We start from the raw sequence: 20,407 nt of genomic DNA on the forward strand, positions 1-20,407 counted from the left end.
GACTGGGGACCATGAACCAACGAGCGGGAACCCCGGCCCAGGAATCTGATCTTATCGACGTCGATGCACTGGTGAAGGCGTACTACGACCTGAAACCGGATGTCACGGTGCCCGCCCAGCGGGTGGCGTTCGGCACCTCCGGTCACCGAGGCAGTTCGCTGAACACGGCCTTCAACGAAGACCACATCATCGCGACCACCCAGGCGATCGTGGAATACCGCGCGCTGCAGGGCATCACCGGGCCGCTCTTCATCGGCGCCGACCCGCACGCGCTCAGCGCCCCGGCCTACACGACGGCGCTCGAGGTGTTGGTGGCCAACGGAGTGCGCGTGCTCGTCGACGAATTCGATGACTACCTGCCCACCCCGGCACTCTCGCACGCGATCCTCGCCTACAACCGGGCCGGCAACAGCGACGAGGCCGACGGCATCGTGGTCACCCCCAGCCACAACCCGCCGTCCGACGGCGGCTTCAAGTACAACCCGCCGCACGGCGGACCGGCCGACAGCGACGCCACCTCGTGGATCGCCAACCGCGCGAACGAGATCATCCTGGACGAACTCGGCGATGTGCAGATGAGCGAGCCGAGCGCGGTCGAGACCTACGACTTCCGCAGCGCCTACGTGAACGACCTCGAGAACATCATCGACATGGCCGCGATCAAGGCCAGCGGGATCCGCATCGGCGCCGACCCGCTCGGCGGGGCGAGCGTGGGCTACTGGGGCGCCATCCGCGACCGCTACGAGCTCAACCTCACCGTGATCAACCCGCACGTGGATCCGACCTGGCGGTTCATGACCCTGGACTGGGACGAAAAGATCCGGATGGACCCGTCGAGCCAGTCGGTCATGGCCTCCGTCGCCGCGCACAAGGACGAGTACGACATCGTCACCGGCAACGACGCGGACGCCGACCGCCACGGGATCGTCACCCCGGACGACGGGCTGATGAACCCGAACCACTTCCTCGCGGTGGCCATCGACTACCTGTACAGCCACCGAGATGGCTGGCGTACGGACGCCGCCATCGGCAAGACCCTCGTGTCGTCGACCATGATCGATCGCGTCGCCGGGTTCCTGGGCCGCGACCTCTGGGAGGTGCCGGTCGGCTTCAAGTGGTTCGTTCCGGGCCTGATCGACGGGTCGGTCGCGTTCGGCGGCGAGGAGAGCGCGGGCGCCAGCTTCGTGCGCTTCGACGGAACCGTCTGGACTACCGACAAGGACGGCATCCTGCTCGCCCTGCTCGCCGCGGAGATCCTCGCGGTGACCGGCAAGACCCCGAGCCAGCGCTACGCCGAGCTCACCGCGCACTTCGGTGACCCGGCCTACGCCCGAGTGGATGCCGCGGCCACGCCGGCCCAGAAGGCCCAGCTCGGCAAGCTCGACGGCGAGGCGATCACCGCCACCGAAGTCGCCGGCGAGAAGATCATCGCGAAGCTCAGCCACGCTCCCGGGAACGGGGCGGCCATCGGCGGCGTCAAGGTCGTCACCGAGAACGCCTGGTTCGCGGCCCGTCCGAGCGGCACCGAAGACGTCTACAAGATCTATGCCGAGTCCTTCAAGGGCCCGGAGCACCTCAAGCAGGTGCAGATCGAGGCCAAGGCCATCGTCGACGCCGCGATCGCGTAGCGCGCCTGTAGCGCCGTTCCGCGGGTGGCGCGCCACCCGCGGAACGGCGAAGGACCAGCGTGAGCCGTTGTCGAATCGGCAGTCGACTCCGGCAGTCGACTCCGGCAGTCGACTCCGGCAGCCGACTCAGCGGTCGGGCCTAGGGGATGCTCCAGTAGTACGCGGTGGCACCGGGATGCTTCACGGTGATCGCGTAGTCCACCGAGCGGAAGTCGGTGTCGTCGGTGTGGCCCGCGTAGAAGATCTCGATGTCCTCGCCCGAGCCCTCGATCCGGGTGACGACTCCGGTGTGGTCCCGGTCGCCGGAGTTGTCCCAGTCGAACTGCGCGACGTCACCGATCTTGACCAGGTCTCGCTGGTCATCCGTGAGCGCGGTTGCCCGCCCGGACTCCGCCAGGTAATTGCGGAAGGCCGTGGAGCTGATCCACGGCGACGAGTGCGTGAAGGATGAGCCCTTTCCGTCTGAGTACCACTCGTCGTCCATCTCCCAGCCGCGCTCGATCAGGGACTGGCTGGTGAAGTTGACGCAGTCGTTGTCGCTGATGACCCCGTAGTCCGCGGTGTTGTAGTTCGTCCAGTGGGCGAGCATGTAGGCCACCTGGGCCTGGGCGCCGGTGCTGACCGTGGCCGGGACATCCACGGCCACCGGGTCTCCACCGTCCGCCGGCACGGCGCGCGGCGCGCTTGTGGCCGCCGCCTCGGTGGGCGCTGCAACGGCCTTGCCCGGATCACCCGTCGACGAGGAAGCCGAAGGGTCCGCGGATCCCATCGCCGCCAGTGCCGCCGTGCCGGCGACAAGGCCGACGACCACGAGCACGACTACGCCGATGCGAAAGCGTCGGGTCAACACCACAGCTATCCTCTATTCGTTCGTTGGGGGCACCCCTTTTCCGGGGGGTCCTGGCTAATCAGAGTATTCGAGTCTCGGCGCGGCCGCAGCCGGCGCGGGCCCGGACTGCGCGCGCCTCCATGCTCCGAGAGGCAGGCGATGCGCTCCGGTCGTAGACGGGACTTCGGCGTGGGCCAGTGCCTCGTCGACCGGCTTGACGTGCGTATTCGCGGCCTGACCGGCATGGAAGGTGTGAATCCCGGCACAATCCCGGCGCTTCTGCGCTCTACCCGGGTCACGATTTCCGGCCGGTCGACCCGCGCGGTGAAGCACGCGCCTCACCTGTCAGAAAACTGTGCAAAGGCTCCGAAACCCCTGCATGGCGGCTGATCAGTTGTAGCCGGGCGCCGCGGGCAGGCCGAAGAGCTCCTCCAGCGTGGTCACCCCGCGGTCGTGCATCTCAGTCGCCAGTTCGACGCCGATGTAACGGAAGTGCCAGGGCTCGTAGCCGTAACCGGTCACCGGGACCTTGTCCGCCGGGTAGCGCAGCAGGAACCCGAATCGCCACGCGTTGCCCGCGAGCCACGTGCCGTGCGGGGTGTCGCCGAAGCAGGCCTCCAGAGAACAAATCCCGGGCAGTGCGCTGATGTCGATGGTCAGGCCGGTCTGGTGTTCGCTGGTTCCCGGCCGCGCCGTACTCGTGTCGGCGACGGCCTGGCCGTTCGAGGCCACGTCCTGGTTGTAGACGTCGACCTGGGTGCTGTAGCTCCGGTAGGAGCTCTGCGACTGAAGCTGCAGCCCGGTCTCCGCCGTGAAAGCCCCGAACAGGGCGACAACGGCATCCGAGGCCTCCCGGCGCAGCTTCGGTGCCCAGACATGGGGCACCGGCACGTCCACGAGGTCCGTCGGGGCGTAATCGGCCGGGTGAAGCGGCCGGGTCTTGTCCACGACGACCCACAGGCTGTTCGGGTCATCGATGGAGTGCGCGGACCGGTCGAAGGAGGGCGCCGCGGTGGGGTCAGGTGAGCCGGACGGGGCCGGGCGGGCGGGGTTCGGGCTCGCGGCGTTCGGGCTCGCGCTCGGGAACGTGGGGAGCGTCGGGGTCGGTGCGGGAGTCCCGCTCGGCGAGCGCGAGGAGCTCGATGCGGAGGTCGGTGAGGACGTCGGGACGGCGTGCGCGCTCGGTTCGAGGGCCGGTCCCCGGCCGGAGACGGCCCCGGCAGCCAGGGCGCCCGCGGCGAGCACGGCGACAACGGCGGTCACCGCAGCAATGCGCCTCCGTCGAAACGGATGCACCGCCCCCGGACGCACGTCTCCCACCACGATTGCGATCCTAGACCCGTGCGGTGAAGGGGCGTCTCCGACAGGCCCGAAGCCGGTTGAAGATTGTTTGCTCATGATGTAACTTTGCACACGATGCAAACTCCTCCCGCTCCCGTTGCCCCGCCACTGATGTCTCACCGGCAGATCCTCTTCGTCATCTTCGGCCTGATGGCCGGGATGTTCCTCTCCGCCCTCGACCAGACCATCGTGGGAACGTCGATGCGCACCATCGCCGACGACCTCGACGGCATGGCACTCCAGGCCTGGGTGACGACCGCGTACCTCATTGTGTCCTGCATCAGCACGCCGATCTACGGCAAACTCAGCGACATTTTCGGCCGCCGCCCGCTGTTCCTGATCGCGATCACGATCTTCCTGATCGGCTCGCTGCTGGCCGGCATGGCGAACTCGATGTACGAACTCGCCGTCTTCCGCGCCATCCAGGGCCTCGGCGCCGGTGGCCTGATGGCCCTCCCGCTCACGATCATGGGCGACATGCTCGCTCCCCGCGAGCGCGCAAAGTACCAGGGCTACTTCCTGGCCGTCTTCGGTGTCTCCAGCGTGATCGGCCCACTCATCGGCGGCGTCCTGTCGGGCTCGGAGACCATCCTCGGCATCACCGGCTGGCGCTGGGTCTTCCTGATCAACCTCCCGATCGGCGTCATCGCCCTCTTCATCGTGCTCAAGTTCCTGCACGTCCCCCACTTCGCGCGCCCCGTGCGCATCGACTGGTGGGGCGCGGTGACCGTGATCCTCGCGGCCGCTCCCCTGCTGCTCGTGGCCGAGCAGGGCCGCACCTGGGGCTGGGGCTCGCCCGCCTCGATCGCCTGTTATGTGATCGGCACGCTCAGCATCGCGGCCTTCATCCTGGCCGAACGGATGATGGGCGACGACGCGCTCATCCCGCTGAAGCTGTTCAAGTCCGCGACCTTCTCGATGGCCACCGTGCTCGGCGTCTTCGTCGGGTTCGGCATGTTCGGCGCGATGATGACCGTGCCGCTGTACCTGCAGCTCGTCAACGGGGCCACTCCCACGGAGAGCGGCTTCCTGATGCTGCCGATGATCGCCGGGCTGATGATCTCCTCCATCGTCAGCGGCCAGCTGATCGCCCGCACCGGGCGCTACAAGATGTTCCCCACGATCGGCACCGCCTTCATGTCGGCCGGTTTCCTGCTCTTCACGTTCGCCACCGCCGACAAGCCGGTGGTGTTCATGATGGCCGGGATGCTCCTGATCGGACTGGGCCTCGGCCAGCTGATGCAGACGCTCACGATCGCCAGCCAGAACTCGGTCGGCCCGCGGGACATCGGCGTGGCCACCTCGGCCTCGACCTTCTTCCGCCAGATCGGTGGCACGCTCGGCACCGCCGTGCTGTTCTCCGTACTGTTCACGCGGATCCCCGACACGCTCGGTGCGGCGTTCGGCAACCCGACCCTGGTCGCCGGGGTCAAGGCCGCGGCGACGGACCCCGCTGTGCAGGCCGACCCGGCGAACGCCGGCATCCTGAAGCTTCTGGGCAACCCGGGCGGCGTCGGCGGCGCACTCGACGGCGACACCTCGTTCCTGAACACGGCCGACCCGCGGCTCGCGGAGCCGTTCCTGGTCGGGTTCAACGACGCCGCCGTCACGGTCTTCTGGGTGAGCCTGGCGGTGGTGCTGACCGCTTTCGTGCTCAGCTTCTTCCTCAAGGCTCCGCCGCTGCGCACGTCGTCGGCCCTGCAGGAGGCAGCGGACGAGAATGCCGCCGAACTGGCGGAACTCGCCGAACTGACCCGCGATGCCCAGCGCGCCGCCGACACGATGGGCGCCCTCGTCGAGCCCGGGATCGACGTCGACGAGTTCGAGCGAGAGTCGCGCCCGAAGCCCCGCTAGCGTCCTCACCAATTCGACGGAGATTTTGCTCCCACAAGGTCGTTTCGGGCCAAAAACGCCTGTTTTCAGCAGAATCTCCGTCGAATTCGCTCGGGGCGCCGGGGGTTTGGGCGGGGCCAGACGGCAGGGGCGGCACAGTGCCGCGGAAACTACTGGACGGCGGGAGTCGTGAGAGCGCTCTCATGAGGGAGAGGATGGAGGCCTCACCGGCCGGAGCATCCGCCGGGTTGACTCCACCGGAGGTTCGCATGCCCCTCGAGACCCTGGCCCCGCAGGCCGACTGGGACGCGACCGCGCCCCGCGACACCGAGGGCGCCGACCACGGCGACCACCCCGGCACCGACCACCCCGGCACCGACGCCGACAGCACCGACGGCACCGTCACCGGCGCTCCGGTCGACCTGGATGGCCGCCGGTTCTACCGGATCACGGCCTACGACCAGATGCCGCCGTTCTTCATGACCCTCGTCGGGGACAGCGACGTCTGGCTCTTCATCTCCAGCGCCGGCGGGCTGACGGCGGGCCGGGTGGATGCCGAGCACGCCCTCTTCCCGTACTACACGGAGGACAAAATCACCGAGAGCGTCGACCGAACGGGCGGGCTGAGCGTGCTTCGCGTGCGGCTCCCCGACGGGACGATGGCCCACTGGCAGCCGTTCGCTGAGTTGCGCCCCGGCGACCCCGCCGCGGCCCGCACGCTCTACAAGGACAGCCTCGGGACGACCCTGGTGTTCGAGGAGTCGCGTCCGGACCTGGCCCTGCGCCTGCGCGTGACCTGGCAGACCAGCGCCCGGTTCGGCGTCGTGCGCAGCTGCGCCCTGACCTCCCTCTCCGACGACGAGCCGCGCGAGGTCGACCTGATCGACGGCCTGGTGAACATCCTCCCCGCCGGCGCGGGGGTGAAGACGCAGAACGAACTGAGCGTGCTCCTCGACGCCTACAAGCGGTCCGAACTCGACCCCGGGACGGGCCTCGGGCTGCTGACGCTCAACGCGACCCTCACCGACCTCGCGGAACCCAGCGAGTCCCTGCAGGCCAACGTCGCCTGGCAGATCGGGCTGGGCGCGGAGGAGCACCTGCTCTCGGTCAACCAGGTCCCCGCATTCGCCCGGGGCCGGGGCATCGCCGGCGAGACGGATGTCCGCGGCCGGCGCGGCGCCTACCTGGTCCACGCCCGGATCACCCTGCCGGCCGGGGCCGAACGGCGCTGGCAGGTCGTCGCCGACGTCGACCAGGACGCGGCGGACGTGGTCGGCCTGCGCGAACGGCTCCGCGACCCGGACGCCCTCGCCGCGGAGCTGGCGGCGGACGTCGTGCGCACCCGGTCGGACCTGGAGGGCATCCTCGCGGCCACCGACGCCGCCCAGCACACCGGCGACGAACTCGCGACGATCCACCACACCGCCAACGTGCTCTTCAACACGATGCGCGGCGGCGTCCCGGCCGAGGGCTACACGGTCGAGGCGCACGATGTGCGGGAGTTCATCGCGGAGCGGAGCCGGGCATCCGCCAGTCGCTGGGCCCAGGTGCTGGCGGCGCTGCCGGAGCGCCTGCGGGCCGACGAGCTCATCCAGGTCGCGGAGGAAACCGGCGACGTCGACCTGTGGCGCCTCTGCATGGAGTACCTGCCGCTCACGTTCAGCCGACGACACGGAGACTCGAGCCGGCCCTGGAACCAGTTCCGGATCGCCCTGACCGACGAGTCCGGTGCCCGCCGCCTGGAATACCAGGGCAACTGGAGCGACATCTTCCAGAACTGGGAGGCGCTGGCCTGGTCCTTCCCCGAGTACGCCGAGTACGCCGAGTCGATGGTCACCATTTTTCTCGACGCGACGACCGCCGACGGCTACAACCCGTACCGGATCTCCCGGGCCGGGATCGACTGGGAGGTTCCCGAGCCCGAGGACCCGTGGTCCAACATCGGCTACTGGAGCGACCACCAGATCGTCTACCTGCTCAAGCTGCTCGAAACGTCCCGGCGCTTCCACCCCCGGGCGCCTCGACCCGCTTGTCAACCGGCGGGCCTTCACCCATGCGGACGTGCCGTACCGGATCGCGCCGTATGCGGACATCCTCACGGACCCGTACAAAACCATCACCTTCGATCACGAGCGGCACGGCCTGATCCTCGAGCGGGTCGCCGCCGAGGGCGCGGACGGCCGGCTCGTGCACGGCGCCGACGGCGACCTGGTGCGGGTCACCCTGGCCGAGAAACTGCTGCTGCTCCTGCTTGCGAAGCTGGTCAACCTGGTGCCCGACGGCGGCATCTGGATGACCACCCAGCGCCCGGAGTGGAACGACGCCAACAACGCCCTGGGGGGCCGGGGCCTGTCGGTCGTCACCCTCGCCTACCTCCGCCGCTACCTGGTCCTCCTGCAGGGCCTCCTGACCGTCGACGTGGAGCTGAGCAGCGAACTCGCCGCACTGCTGACCGCGGTGAGCGACGTACTCCTCCGGCACACGGATGCCCTGGCCGGCGGGTTCGGCCCCGAACGCCGCCAGGCCGTCATGGACGGCCTGGGCGTTGCCGGCACCGCCTACCGCGAGCGGGTGTACGCCGGGTTCGGCGGCGACTTGTGGACGGTCGCCGCGGGCGACGTCACCGCGCTGCTCGACCTGGCCCGGCTCTTCGTCGAATCCGGCCTTCGGGCCAACCGGCGCAGCGACGGCCTCGTTCACTCGTACAACGTGCTGGACCTCAGCGCCGACGGCGCCGAGGTGCGGCGGCTGGCGGAGATGCTGGAGGGCCAGGTGGCCATCCTCTCCTCCGGGATGCTCGGAGCGGAGGAGTCGCTGGCCCCCGCTCGGGGCTCTCCGCACGAGCCGGCTCTATCGGGCCGACCAGCACAGCTACATCCTGTATCCGGACAAGGACCTGCCCTCCTTCCTCGCGCGCAACACGTTCAGCGCCGAGCGGGCCGACGCCTGCCCCCTGGTCGGCGAGCTCGTCCGGGCCGGGGACCACAGTATCCTCGTGCGTGACCTGCAGGGTGACCTGCACTTCGCCGCGGGCATCCGAAACGCCGGGGGCGTGGCCCGGGAATTGGACCGGCTCAGCCTGGACCCGGAGCTGCGCCCCGGCGTCGAGCGGGGCCGCGCCGAGCTGCTCTCGATCTTCGAGGAGGTGTTCCGGCACGCGGAGTTCACGGGGCGCTCGGGCAGCTTCTTCGCCTACGAGGGGCTCGGCAGCATCTACTGGCACATGGTGTCGAAGCTGCTGCTCGCGGTGCAGGAGACGCTCGAGCGCGCGGTTGCCGAGGGGGCGGACGACGCCACGATCCGTGGCCTGGCCGAGGGCTACGAGGACGTGCGGGCGGGCCTCGGCTACTGCAAGGACCCGGCGACGTACGGCGCGTTCCCGACCGACCCGTACTTGCACACCCCGGCGGGCCAGGGGGCCCGGCAGCCGGGGATGACCGGGCAGGTCAAAGAAGAGGTGCTCACCCGCCTCGGCGAGCTGGGTCTGCGGGTCGAGGACGGTCGTATCCGCCTGCGGCCCACCCTGCTCCGGGCCGACGAGTGGACGACCGAGACCGGCACGTTCGACTACCGGGATGTCCTCGGCCGCCCGTGCACGATCGAGCTGCCCGCGGACGCGTTCGCGTTCACGTTCTGCCAGGTGCCGGTACTGGTGCGCCGGTGCGGGCCGCTCGAGGTGATCGCGCACCTGGACGACGACACGCGGGTGGTCGGGGCCGACGGCGTGCTGGGCGCGGACCTCAGCGCCGGCATTTTCCGCCGGGAGGGTCTGGTGCGCTCACTCACGGTGACCGTGCCGCGGGAATGATCAGAGCGGCTGTTCCGTTGTCTTGAAGATGCGCATTGTCATTGCAGGTGGACACGGAAAAATCGCTCGTCAGCTGACTCGGGAGCTCGCGAAGGGCGGCCACGAGGTCGTCGGGCTGATCCGGAAGGATGAGTACCGGGCAGATCTGGTCGCCGACGGGGCCGTCCCGGTCGTGATCGACCTCGAGCGGTCCTCGGCTGCCGACGTCGCTCATTACCTGACCGGCGCCGACGTGGCGGTCTTCGCGGCGGGCGCCGGAGCGGGCGGCAGCGACGAGCGCCGGAAGGCCGTCGACCTGGGTGGATCCGTGCTCCTGGCCGACGCGGCCGAGGCCGCCGGCGTTGCCCGGATCGTGCAGATTTCCTCGACCGGCGTGGATTCGGTGCGGAACGGCGCCCGGCCCGCCGAGGTGCCGGCAGACTTCCTCTCCTACCTCCAGGCCAAGCTGGCCGCCGAGGAGGACCTGACGCGCCGCACCCTCTCCTGGACCATCGTCCGCCCCGGCGGGCTGACGGATGACGCCGGCACCGGCCTGGTCCACCTCGCCCGCACCGGGCAGGGCTTCACCGAACCGCGCGGCACGGTCCCCCGGGGCGACGTCGCCGCCGTGCTGGCGGAGCTGATCCGCACCGGAGACGGCGAGCGCGAGACGCTGCACCTGCTGAACGGCGCCGTGCCGGTGGCCGCCGCCGTGGCGACCTTCGCCTGACCCGGAGCCGCACGCGCCCCTGCAGCCCGGCATCCGGACTGCAGGGGCTTTTTGTTGCCTCCGACAATTCGTGAGAGCGCTCTCACAGCACAGCTGAGAGCGAACTCGCATCCATCCATCAGCACGCACACAAGGGAGTGACCCTGAAGCGTTTTCCGCGCAGCTCACTTGCAGTTACAGTCGCCGGCGCAGCATCCTTCGCACTGGTCATGTCCGGCTGTTCAGCCGGCACCGGCGCAGAGCAGTCGAACGACAAGAACGTCAAACTGACCGTCGCCACGTTCAACGAATTCGGCTACGAGGACCTGTTCGCCGAGTACGAAAAAGCGAATCCGACCGTCACGATCACGCACAAGAAGGCCGCCACCACCAATGAGGCCCGCGACAACCTCACCACCCGCCTCGCCGCAGGCAGCGGCCTGAGCGACGTCGAGGCCATCGAGGTCGACTGGCTGCCCGAACTGCTCCAGTACTCCGACCAGTTCGTCGACCTCACCAGCGACGAGGTCAAGGACCGCTGGCTGGACTGGAAGACCAAGGCCGCCACGGATGCCGACGGTCGCCTGATCGCGTACGGAACCGACATCGGCCCGGAGGCCGTCTGCTACCGCTCCGACCTGTTCGCCGCCGCCGGTCTCCCGACCGACCGCGCCGAGGTCGCCGCGCTCCTCGGCGACAGCTGGGACAGCTACTACGCAGCCGGCGACAAGTTCGCCGCTGCCGGCACGAACGTGCCGTGGTTCGACTCGGCCGGAGCCACCTGGCAGGGCGTCATCAACCAGATCCCCAACCCGTATGAGTAAAAAGACGGCTCCATCATCGCCACCGAGAACCCGGAGGTGAAGGCGGCCTACACCAGCGTCCTCAAGGCCAGCAGCACGCAGTCCGCACATCTCGGTCAGTGGAGCGACGACTGGACCGCCAGCTTCCAGAACAACGGCTTCGCCACGATGCTCTGCCCGGGCTGGATGCTCGGCGTGATCTCCGGCAACGGTGACGCCTTTCAAGGGCGAGTCCTACTTCGCCATCAACGACGCCATGCAGCAGGCGCTCACCCGGGTCGAAGACGGCACGATGACCGCCGACGAGTCGTGGGCACAGTGGGTCACCGACGTCAAGGCGCTCGGCTAACCAGCACAATCCGCCGGCCGGGCCTGCCGAGATCAGTTCTCGACAGGCCCGGCCCCCGGTCTCGACCGGCAGGGCCGGCAGGGCCGGCAGGGCCGGCAGGGCCGGCAGGGCCGGCAGGGCCGGCAGGGCCGGCAGGGCCGGCAGGGCCGGCAGGGCCGGCAGGGCCACCGGGTCTCGACAAGCTCGACCACTGACTAGCAAGGACTGTTCATGACTACCCCCGCCGTCGCCATCGAGGTGAACGCCCGCAGCATCCGCCGCATCGCCCTCAGCCACAAACTGAGCCGGTGGGATGTGCGCTTCTCGCCCAACCTCTACATCTCCCCCTTCTTCCTCGTCTTCGGGGTCATGGGCCTCTTCCCGCTGCTCTACACGGCGTGGGTGTCGGTGCACGACTGGAACCTGATCGGCGGCCAGGGCGACTTCGTCGGCCTGGAGAACTTCGTCACCGTGCTGAGCCAGGGGTACTTCTGGAACTCCCTCCGCAACACGTTCAGCATCTTTCTGCTCTCGAGCATTCCCCAGGTGCTGGTCGCGCTCGGCATCGCCGCCGTGCTCGACTTCAACCTGCGCGGCAAGACCTTCTGGCGCATGGGCGTGCTCCTGCCCTACGTCGTGGCCCCGGTCGCGGTCGCGCTGATCTTCAACGACCTCTTCGGTGACAAGTTCGGCCTCATCAACAGCGGGATCATGAGCCTCGGGCTCGAGCCCATCCGCTGGCACGTCGACGTGATCCCCAGCCACATCGCCATCGCCACGATGGTGAACTTCCGCTGGACCGGCTACAACGCCCTCATCTTCCTGGCCGCCATGCAGGCCGTGCCGCGCGACTTCTACGAGGCCGCCATCATCGACGGCGCCAACCGCTGGCCCACCTTCTTGTCGATCACCCTGCCGCTGCTGCGCCCGATCATCATCTTCGTCATCCTGACCTCCACGATCGGCGGGCTGCAGATCTTCGACGAGGCGCGCATGTTCGACAATGTGGGCCAGGGCGGGGCCAGTCGCCAGTGGCAGACGCTCACCCTGTACATCTACGAACTCGGCTGGAACCAGCGCAACTTCGGTCGGGCATCCGCCGTGGCCTGGCTGCTCTTCCTGATCATCATCGTGATCGCCGTGGCCAACTTCCTCATCACCCGGCGCATCGCGGGCACCGCTGTCCGCAAGCCGCGCGCACGCGCGAAAGGCATGAAATGAGCAAGACCATCATCGGCGGCCACGACCGTCGCCCCTCGATCTGGGTCTACGGCATCCTGATCGCCGTTCTCCTCGGTTCCGCCTTCCCGATCTGGTGGTCGTTCCTGATCGGCAGCCAGGACGCCTCCGCCCTGAACCAGAACGGCATGATGTGGCTGCCCGGCGGCAACTTCATCGCCAACGCCCTGACCGTCATCGACAGCATCCCGTTCTGGACCGCCCTCGGCAACAGCATCATCGTGTCCTCCGTGGTGACGATCAGCGTCGTCATGTTCTCCACGCTGGCCGGCTACGCGTTCGCCAAGCTCAAGTTCCGCGGCCGGGAAGGGCTGCTCATCTTCGTGATCGCGACCATGGCCGTTCCCACGCAGCTGGGCATCGTGCCCCTGTTCATCGTGATGTCCCGGCTGGGCTGGACCGGCAGCCTCTGGGCCGTCATCGCGCCCGGGATGGTCACCGCGTTCGGCGTGTTCTGGATGACCCAGTACCTGCGTGACGCCCTGCCCGACGAACTGATCGAGGCCGTGCGGATGGACGGCGCCTCCATGATCCGCAGCTTCTGGCACATCGGCCTCCCGGCCGCACGCCCGGCCGCCGCCATGCTGGCCCTGTTCACGTTCATCGGCACCTGGACGAACTTCTTCTGGCCGTTCATCGTGCTGGGCCCGGGCAACCCGACGCTGCCCGTGGCGCTACAGCAGCTGCAGGCCGCCTTCTACGTGGACTACTCGCTCATGCTCGCCCGCGTCGTCTTGTCGATCATCCCGCTAATCCTGGTCTTCATCTTCCTGGGCAAACAGCTCGTCGCCGGCATCATGCAGGGGGCGGTCAAGGGATGACCATGCTCCAACAGCCACCGATCGTGACCGAGAATAAGGCTATGACCACAACGGATGCACGCTCCTTCCCGCCAGAGTTCCTCTTCGGAGCGGCGACGGCCGCGTACCAGATCGAGGGCGCCGCCCACGAAGACGGCCGCACGGACTCGATCTGGGACGCGTTCAGCCGTGTCCCCGGCGCCGTGCTCGGCGCGGAAAACGGCGATGTGGCCTGCGACCACTACCACCGCTACCGGGACGACGTCGCGATGATGAAGGACCTGGGACTGCAGACCTACCGGTTCTCCACCTCCTGGTCACGCGTGCAGCCCGACGGCGGCCCGGTCAACCCGAAGGGGATCGATTTCTACTCCCGCCTGGTCGACGAGCTGCTCGGCGCCGGGATCAAGCCGTGGCTGACCCTCTACCACTGGGACCTGCCGCAGGCGCTCGAGGAGAAGGGCGGCTGGGCCAACCGCGACACCGCCGCCCTGTTCCGGGACTACGCCCTCAACGTGCACGACGCCCTCGGCGACCGCGTGGGCGTGTGGACCACCCTCAACGAGCCGTGGTGCTCCTCCTTCCTCAGCTACACCGGAGGTGTGCACGCCCCGGGCCGGCAGAGTCCCCGCGACGGCCTCGCCGCGGCCCACCACCTCCTGCTGGGCCACGGCCTCACCATCGAAGCGCTCCGCGACCGCGACCCGAAGCTCGAGCTCGGCATCACGCTCAACCTCACCGTCGCCAAGCCGGCCGACCCCACCCGCGCCGGCGATGTCGACGCGGCGCGCCGGATCGACGGGCAGTTCAACCGGGTGTTCCTCGACCCGATCTTCCGCGGCTCCTACCCGGAGGACGTTCTCCAGGACGTCGCCCAGTTCGGCCTGACCGATTTCATCCAGGCCGGCGACCTGGCCCAGATCAGCCAGCCGATCGACACCCTCGGCGTGAACTATTACCACGGCGAGCTGGTCAGCGATCGCCCGGCCGAACATCCGTTGCTCGCCCAGGCCCCGACGAGCCGACCGACCCGGTCGGCGTTCCCCGCCGCCGACGGCGTCTTCAACCACCCGCAGGGACTGCCGCTGACCGCGATGGAGTGGGAAGTGCAGCCCGACGGCCTGCGCGAACTGCTCGTGCACGTGAACACCGAGTACGCCGCACCGGCCGGCACCAGCCTCTACGTGACCGAGAACGGCGCGGCCTTCGACGACGTCGTCGCCGCAGACGGCAGCGTGCCGGATCCCCGGCGCACGGAGTTCCTGAAGGCTCACCTCGGCGCCGTGCTCGACGCCATCGATGAGGGGGTCGGTGTCAAGGGCTACTTCTACTGGTCGCTGATGGACAACTACGAGTGGGCCTGGGGCTACGATAAGCGCTTCGGAATCGTTCGGGTCGACTACGAGACGCAGAAACGCACCGTGAAGGACAGTGGACTCGCCTACGCGGAGATCATCCGCGACCGCGCGCTCTCCTGAGGCGGGGCCGGCGAGGGGTGCGCGAATAGACTGACGCCATGACAACCAGTGTGCGCCAGACGCGTCCCCCGCAGCCCACCCTGGAAATGGTCGCGGAGGTGGCCGGGGTCTCCCGCGCCACGGTGAGCCGGGTCGTGAACGGGTCGACCAGGGTGGGCCCGGAGATCGTCGCCGCGGTCACGACGGCGGTCGAGGAACTCAACTACGTTCCGAACCGGGCGGCCCGCTCCCTCGCCAGCCGCCAGACCCAGGCGCTGGCCCTGGTCGTGCCCGAGGACATGACGCGGTTCTTCGGGGACCCGTACTTCGCGGCGGTCGTGCAGGGCATCACCCGCCGGCTCGACCAGAGTGACTTCACGCTCAACCTGCTGGTCGCGTCGAGCGACCCGCAGCACAAGACCCTGCGGTATCTGCGCTCGGGCAACGTCGACGGCGCCCTGATCATCTCGCACCACACGGGCGACGATTTCGTGGCCGAACTGGAGACCACGATGCCGGTCGTGTTCGGTGGCCGGCCGGCGAACGCGGACAACCTGGAGGCGTACTTCGTCGACGTCGACAACGCGGCCGGCGCGGACCTCGGCACCCAGCGCCTGGTCGACCTCGGCCGCCGCCGGATCGGCACGGTCACCGGGTCGGCCGACATGCCGGCCGGCATCGACCGGCTCACCGGTTTCCTGCGTGCTCTCGAGCGGGCCGGGATCCCGACGGATGCGGTCGAGCACGGCGACTTCACGGTCCAGGGCGGCGCGGCGGCCACCCGTCGCCTCCTGGAACGGTGCCCCGACATCGACGGGCTCTTCGTGGCGAGCGACCTGATGGGCACCGGCGCCCTGGACGTGCTGCGGGAGCACGGCCGATCGGTGCCCGGCGACGTGGCCGTGGTCGGCTTCGACGACAGCCCGGCGGCGACGCGCGGCTCCGTCCCGCTCACCACGGTGAGCCAGCCGTCTGAAGAGATGGGTTTCGCGATGGCGGACGTCCTGCTGCGCCGCCTCGCCGACGACGACGACGACGACGACGACGACGACGAGAGCGTGCCGCACCGCACCATCATGCCGACCCGACTGGTGCTGCGCGAGTCCGCCTGATCCACTCAGGTCCGCCCACTGTGCCCGTTCCGGTCGAGAGTGCCCGCTCGAGCGGGCACTCTCGACCGGAACGGGCACTTTCGCGGGCACGGGCGGCGCGGGGCGCGGGGCGTCAGGCGAGGGTGCGTCAGGCGAGCTGGGGCATGACCTCGCGGGCGATGAAGTCCAGGTGCTCGAGGTCGGACAGGTCCATGATCTGCAGGTAGACGCACTCGACGCCGTCCTCGGCGAGCAACCCGAGCCGGTCGACGACCTCGGAGGCGGTGCCGGCCACGCCGTGCTCCCGGAGCTCGGCCGGTTCACGGCCCACGGCCGCGGCCCGGCGCGCGAACTCGGCCTCGTCCCGGCCGGCGACGGCGATCAGGGCGGCCGAGTAGACCAGCTCCCGGGGGTCGCGGCCGATGGCCGCGCATGCCGCGCGCACCCCGGCGAACTTGCCGGGGACATCCGTGAACTCGGGGAACGGCAGGTTGAACTCGGTGGCGAAACGGGCCGCCATCGCGGGGGTGCGCTTCGCGCCGCCGCCGCCGACGATCACGGGGATGCGCTCCTGAACGGGCTTGGGCAGGGCGGGCGAGTCGACGAGGGTGTAGTGCTCGCCGGTGAAGCTGTAGCTGCCGCCGACGGGGGTCGACCAGAGCCCGGTGACGATCTCCAGCTGTTCCTCCAGCATGCCGAACCGTCTGGCCGGGAAGGGGATGCCGTAGGCGAGGTGCTCCTGCTCGAACCAGCCGGTGCCGAGCCCCAGTTCGACCCGGCCGCCGGACATCTGGTCGACCTGCGCCACCTGGATGGCGAGGATCCCCGGCGGCCGGTAGGTCACCGAGGAGACCAGGGTGCCCAGGCGGATGCGCTGCGTCTCGCGGGCGAGTCCGGCCAGGGTGGTCCAGGCATCCGTCGGGCCGGGCAGAACGGGGGCCGTGTCGCCCATCGCCAGATAGTGGTCGGAGCGGAAGAACGCGTCGAAGCCGAGGCTCTCCGCGGCCTGCGCGATGGCGAGGATGTCGTCGTAGGAGGCGCCCTGCTGCGGTTCGGTGAAAATGCGGAGTCTCATGCTCCCAGTCTTGTCTCGGCCCCGTCAGCCGCGAAATCCCCGTCAGGCAGGAACTCCACCTCCGGCAGCAGGGCGAACCGGGTGCGCATGACCTGGATCGACTCGGGGTTCTGGTCGACGAGCACGAACCGGCGGCCGAGCGCCGCGGCGACCGCGCCGGTCGTGCCGCTGCCGGCGAAGAAGTCGAGCACCCAGTCCCCCTCGCGGCTGGAAGCCTGGATCATGCGCCGCAGGATGCCGACGGGCTTCTGGGTGGGATACCCGGTCTTCTCCTTGCCGGTGGGCGACACGATCGTGTGCCACCAGACATCCGTCGGCAGCTTGCCCTTCGCGACCTTCTCCGGGGTGACCAGCCCGGGCGCCATGTACGGCTCACGGTCGACCGTGGTGGAGTCGAAGTAGTATCGCGCCGGATTCTTCACGTAGACCAGGATCGTGTCGTGCTTGGTCGGCCAGCGGTTCTTGGACTTGGCGCCGTAGTCGTACGCCCAGATCAGCTCGTTCAGGAAGCAGTCCCGCCCGAAGAGCGCGTCGAGCAGCACCTTCGCGTAGTGCGCCTCCCGGTAGTCCAGGTGCAGGTAGAGCGTGCCGTCGTCGGCAAGCAGGCGCCAGGCCTCGATCAGGCGCGGCTCGAGGAAGGCCCAGTAGTCCTCGAACTGGTCGTCGTAACCGAGCAGGTCACCCTTGATGCGCTCGTAGAGCTGCCCCTTGAACCCGGTGATGGTGCCCGCCGCGCGCGCGCCGAGGGCCACGGACGTCGCCGCGACGCTCGACCGCACCGAGGTCGTGCTCTGCCGGTTCTGTTTGCGCCCCGTGTTGAAGGGCGGGTCCAGGTAGATGAGCGTGAAGGCCTCGTCGGGCAGTCGCGGCAGAACGTCGAGGTTGTTCGCGTGGACGACACGGCTGGCGGAGGACGGGGACCACGCGGTTGGCATTCATTCATTCTGTCAGGCGGCTTAGGCTTGGGACATGACTTCAGACGCAACGGCCACCGAATCGACCCGGGTTGAGTTCCGCCACGAGCCGGCCCAGTCCCGGTACTCGCTCCGCATCAACGAGGAGACCGTCGGATTCGCCGACTACACCGTGACGGGCCCCGACGTGCTGTTCACCCACGTCGAGGTGGACCCGGCCCGGCGCGGCGAGAATCTGGCGAGCCGCCTGGTCGAACAGGCGCTCGACGACGTGCGCACGCGCACCGAGCTCACCGTCGTGCCGGTCTGCCCCTACGTCGTGCGCTGGATCGACAAGCACGCCGAATACCAGGACCTGCTCACGCGGGGCCGGTAGCCGGCTCGGCTCCGGCTTCCGCGGCTCCGGCCTAGGGAACGCGCCCGATCCATTCCTCGGTGCCGAACTTCGTCTCCACGAGTTCCCTCGCCCGGGCGTATTCCGCCTCGGTGATGTCCCCGGACACCGCGCCGTAGAGTCCGGTGAAGGTCTCCTTCATGCGATCGATGATCTCGTCCCGGGTGAGGCCGGTCTGGCTGCGCAGCGGGTCGACCCGCTTGGCGGCGCTCGTGATGCCCTTGTCGCTGAGCTTCTCGCGGCCGATCCGCAGCACCTGCACCATCTTCTCGCCGTCCATGTCGTAGCTCATGGTGACGTGGTGCAGCACGGCGCCGCTGCCGAGGCGTTTCTGCGCCGCCCCGCCGATCTTGCCCTTCGGGCTCGTGATGTCGTTGAGCGGCTGGTAGTACGCGTCGATGCCGAGCGACTGGAGCGCCGTGAGCACCCACTCGTCGAGGAAGGCGTAGGAGTCGGCGAAGGTCATGCCCTGGACCAGGTCGGTGGGCGCGTAGATCGAGTAGGTGATCACCGATCCGGCCTCCATGAACATGGCGCCGCCGCCGCTGATCCGGCGCACGACGGTGAAACCGTGCTTGGTGGCCTGGACCGGGTCGACCTCGTTCTTCAGCGACTGGAAGCTGCCGATCACCACGGCGGGCTCGGTCCATTCCCAGATCCGGAGGGTGGGGCTGCGCCGGCCCTCGCCGACCTCGATCGCGAGCACCTCGTCGAGGGCCATCTGCATCACCGGCGGGACGGCCTTGGAGTGGATCAGCTGCCACTCGTAGTCCCGCCAGCCGCTGGCCTGGGCCAGGGAGCGGCGGATCGCCACCGCCACCGACTCCGGCGAGAAGCCGAGCAGGGTGGCCTGCGCCGGGAGGGCGGCGCGCACGGCGGCGGCGATGCTGACCGCGTCGCTGTCGGCGGCGAGGCCGTTCACCGCCGCGTTGATGTCGCCGAGCGCACTGTCGGGCTCGAGGAAGAAATCACCGGCCAGCCGGAAGTTGACGATCGTGTTCTCGACGACGTCGAGATCGACGACGACGAGCTTGCCGCCTGGGACCTTGTATTCACCGTGCATGAGCCCAGCCTAATCAATCCTCCTAATCAATCCGCCTAATCAACGCCGCCCGCGCCCCGGGGCAGGGGCAGCCGTTCGTTCAACCAGCCGACCAGGTCGGCGACGACCTCGTCCCGGTTCGTCTCGTTGAAGATCTCGTGCCGGGCGCCGGGGTAGACGATGAGACGGATGTCCCGCAGCCCCGACCGCCCGGAGTAGGCCTTCACGAGCATGCGAGCGCTGCGTTCGCCGCCGACGGTGTCGTCGCCGCCGACCAGGATGAGCATCGGCAGGTCTTCCGGCAGCTGCCTCGCCGGGCGGCCGAACAGCCGGGCCGCGTCGCGCAGCCCGAACAGCTTCGCCAGCGGGGTGTTGGTGGTGAGCGGGTCGGCAAGGAAGGCCTCGGCGACCAGCGGGTCGCGGCTGAGCCACTCGACCCCGGTGGTGCCCAGTTTCTTGTGCCGGCGGTTCAGGTCGCCGCCGTCCAGGTAGCCCGGCATCCGGTAGGCGGTGCCGCTGAGCACGACGGCGTCGTAGTCGGCGGCGTGCTCGTTCACGATCATCTGCGCCATGAACGACCCCCAGCTGTGCCCGAGCAGCACGAGGGGCAGCTCGGGGTGGGCGGCGCGGATGATCCCACTGAACTGGTGCACGCCGGCGACGGTCGCCCGAAGCCCGCCCGGGCCCAGGCGGCCGAGCCGGGACAGGTCGCCGCCGTGCTGGTGCACCCCCGTCTGGCCATGGCCGCGGTGGTCGTCGGCGTAGACGGTGTACCCGGCCGCGTTCAACCGGGCGGCGAGCTCCGTGTAGCGCTGGGCGTGCTCACCGACCCCGTGGGCGAGCTGCACGACGGCCCGGGGCCGGTCGACGGCCCAGACGAAGTAGGTGATCGAGACGCCGAAGTCATCCGTGTAGGTAGGCACGGGGTCAGTCTGACAGGAGTCTCCCTGCGCATCTGCTGATTCCTGATCATCTTCCGCCGGCCCTGAACTAAGCTGGGAATACTTAGCAAGGCTAAGTGGTTAGAGTGGGTAGCTATGGAATCTTTGCCGACATCAACCGCGACCGCGCTGGTTGCGCCCGCGACGCCCGCGACGCCCGCGCCCGCTGCGCCCGCGCCCGCTGCGCCCGCGCCCG

The 20,407-nt window shown here is 69.0% G+C and carries 17 protein-coding genes and 1 pseudogene; 11 read left to right on the forward strand and 7 right to left on the reverse strand.

Annotated features, from left to right (window positions below):
- Window positions 1-11: 11 nt before the first annotated feature.
- A complete protein-coding gene (gene pgm / locus E3T24_RS01190; protein WP_134402970.1) occupies window positions 12-1,628 on the forward strand; it encodes a phosphoglucomutase (alpha-D-glucose-1,6-bisphosphate-dependent) in 1,617 nt (538 codons plus the stop codon).
- Between the two features lie 139 nt (window positions 1,629-1,767).
- Here the strand turns inward: pgm and E3T24_RS01195 are convergent, their stop codons facing one another.
- The gene (locus E3T24_RS01195) at window positions 1,768-2,475 is read right to left on the reverse strand and encodes an amidase domain-containing protein (RefSeq protein WP_134366956.1); all 708 of its coding nucleotides are present in this window, start codon (window positions 2,473-2,475) and stop codon (window positions 1,768-1,770) included.
- Between the two features lie 372 nt (window positions 2,476-2,847).
- The gene (locus E3T24_RS01200; protein WP_241978581.1) at window positions 2,848-3,720 is read right to left on the reverse strand and encodes a M15 family metallopeptidase; all 873 of its coding nucleotides are present in this window, start codon (window positions 3,718-3,720) and stop codon (window positions 2,848-2,850) included.
- Between the two features lie 189 nt (window positions 3,721-3,909).
- Here E3T24_RS01200 and E3T24_RS01205 point away from each other — a divergent pair, with 189 nt between their 5' ends.
- Entirely contained in the window at window positions 3,910-5,652 is a 1,743-nt protein-coding gene (locus tag E3T24_RS01205) for an MDR family MFS transporter (protein WP_134367034.1), read from the forward strand.
- Between the two features lie 203 nt (window positions 5,653-5,855).
- Here E3T24_RS01205 and E3T24_RS17145 read toward each other — a convergent pair whose 3' ends face one another.
- Entirely contained in the window at window positions 5,856-7,304 is a 1,449-nt protein-coding gene (locus E3T24_RS17145; protein WP_166789148.1) for a hypothetical protein, read from the reverse strand.
- A gap of 388 nt (window positions 7,305-7,692) precedes the next feature.
- On the opposite strand from E3T24_RS17145, the gene E3T24_RS01215 reads away from it, so the two are divergent.
- From E3T24_RS01215 to E3T24_RS01255, 8 genes and pseudogenes are all read left to right on the forward strand, one after another.
- A complete protein-coding gene (locus E3T24_RS01215) occupies window positions 7,693-8,634 on the forward strand; it encodes a hypothetical protein (protein ID WP_134434199.1) in 942 nt (313 codons plus the stop codon).
- Window positions 8,627-9,439, forward strand: a complete 813-nt coding sequence (locus E3T24_RS01220) for a hypothetical protein (RefSeq protein ID WP_134434200.1) — start codon at window positions 8,627-8,629, stop codon at window positions 9,437-9,439. Before E3T24_RS01215 ends, E3T24_RS01220 begins: the two co-directional genes overlap by 8 nt.
- A gap of 28 nt (window positions 9,440-9,467) precedes the next feature.
- A complete protein-coding gene (locus E3T24_RS01225; protein ID WP_134402974.1) occupies window positions 9,468-10,148 on the forward strand; it encodes an NAD(P)H-binding protein in 681 nt (226 codons plus the stop codon).
- Between the two features lie 209 nt (window positions 10,149-10,357).
- Window positions 10,358-11,279, forward strand: a pseudogene (locus E3T24_RS01230) (ABC transporter substrate-binding protein).
- A 210-nt stretch (window positions 11,280-11,489) separates the two neighbouring features.
- A complete protein-coding gene (locus E3T24_RS01240; protein ID WP_134366948.1) occupies window positions 11,490-12,479 on the forward strand; it encodes a sugar ABC transporter permease in 990 nt (329 codons plus the stop codon).
- On the forward strand, window positions 12,476-13,318 hold the full coding sequence (locus tag E3T24_RS01245; RefSeq protein ID WP_134366946.1) for a carbohydrate ABC transporter permease: 843 nt from the start codon (window positions 12,476-12,478) through the stop codon (window positions 13,316-13,318). Before E3T24_RS01240 ends, E3T24_RS01245 begins: the two co-directional genes overlap by 4 nt.
- 41 nt (window positions 13,319-13,359) lie before the next feature.
- Window positions 13,360-14,775, forward strand: coding sequence for a GH1 family beta-glucosidase (locus E3T24_RS01250; RefSeq protein WP_166787213.1), 1,416 nt, complete (start codon window positions 13,360-13,362; stop codon window positions 14,773-14,775).
- Between the two features lie 38 nt (window positions 14,776-14,813).
- Entirely contained in the window at window positions 14,814-15,866 is a 1,053-nt protein-coding gene (locus E3T24_RS01255) for a LacI family DNA-binding transcriptional regulator (protein ID WP_134434202.1), read from the forward strand.
- 127 nt (window positions 15,867-15,993) lie between these two features.
- On the opposite strand, the gene E3T24_RS01260 is transcribed toward E3T24_RS01255, so the two are convergent.
- Together E3T24_RS01260 and E3T24_RS01265 are read right to left on the reverse strand one after the other, a co-directional pair.
- Window positions 15,994-16,920, reverse strand: coding sequence for an LLM class F420-dependent oxidoreductase (locus E3T24_RS01260; protein ID WP_134406152.1), 927 nt, complete (start codon window positions 16,918-16,920; stop codon window positions 15,994-15,996).
- Complete coding sequence (locus tag E3T24_RS01265) at window positions 16,917-17,855, reverse strand: site-specific DNA-methyltransferase (RefSeq protein WP_134366938.1); 939 nt, start codon at window positions 17,853-17,855, stop codon at window positions 16,917-16,919. Before E3T24_RS01265 ends, E3T24_RS01260 begins: the two co-directional genes overlap by 4 nt.
- 34 nt (window positions 17,856-17,889) lie before the next feature.
- Between E3T24_RS01265 and E3T24_RS01270 the strand changes: the two genes are divergently transcribed.
- A complete protein-coding gene (locus E3T24_RS01270) occupies window positions 17,890-18,210 on the forward strand; it encodes a GNAT family N-acetyltransferase (RefSeq protein ID WP_134366936.1) in 321 nt (106 codons plus the stop codon).
- 31 nt (window positions 18,211-18,241) lie between these two features.
- Here E3T24_RS01270 and E3T24_RS01275 read toward each other — a convergent pair whose 3' ends face one another.
- Together E3T24_RS01275 and E3T24_RS01280 are read right to left on the reverse strand one after the other, a co-directional pair.
- Window positions 18,242-19,291, reverse strand: coding sequence for a biotin/lipoate A/B protein ligase family protein (locus E3T24_RS01275; RefSeq protein ID WP_134402977.1), 1,050 nt, complete (start codon window positions 19,289-19,291; stop codon window positions 18,242-18,244).
- Window positions 19,292-19,326: 35 nt separating this feature from the next.
- A complete protein-coding gene (locus tag E3T24_RS01280; RefSeq protein WP_134402978.1) occupies window positions 19,327-20,193 on the reverse strand; it encodes an alpha/beta fold hydrolase in 867 nt (288 codons plus the stop codon).
- Between the last annotated feature and the right edge of the window lie 214 nt (window positions 20,194-20,407).

The organism is Cryobacterium sp. TmT2-59 (assembly GCF_004403545.1).
Lineage (GTDB): Bacteria > Actinomycetota > Actinomycetes > Actinomycetales > Microbacteriaceae > Cryobacterium > Cryobacterium shii.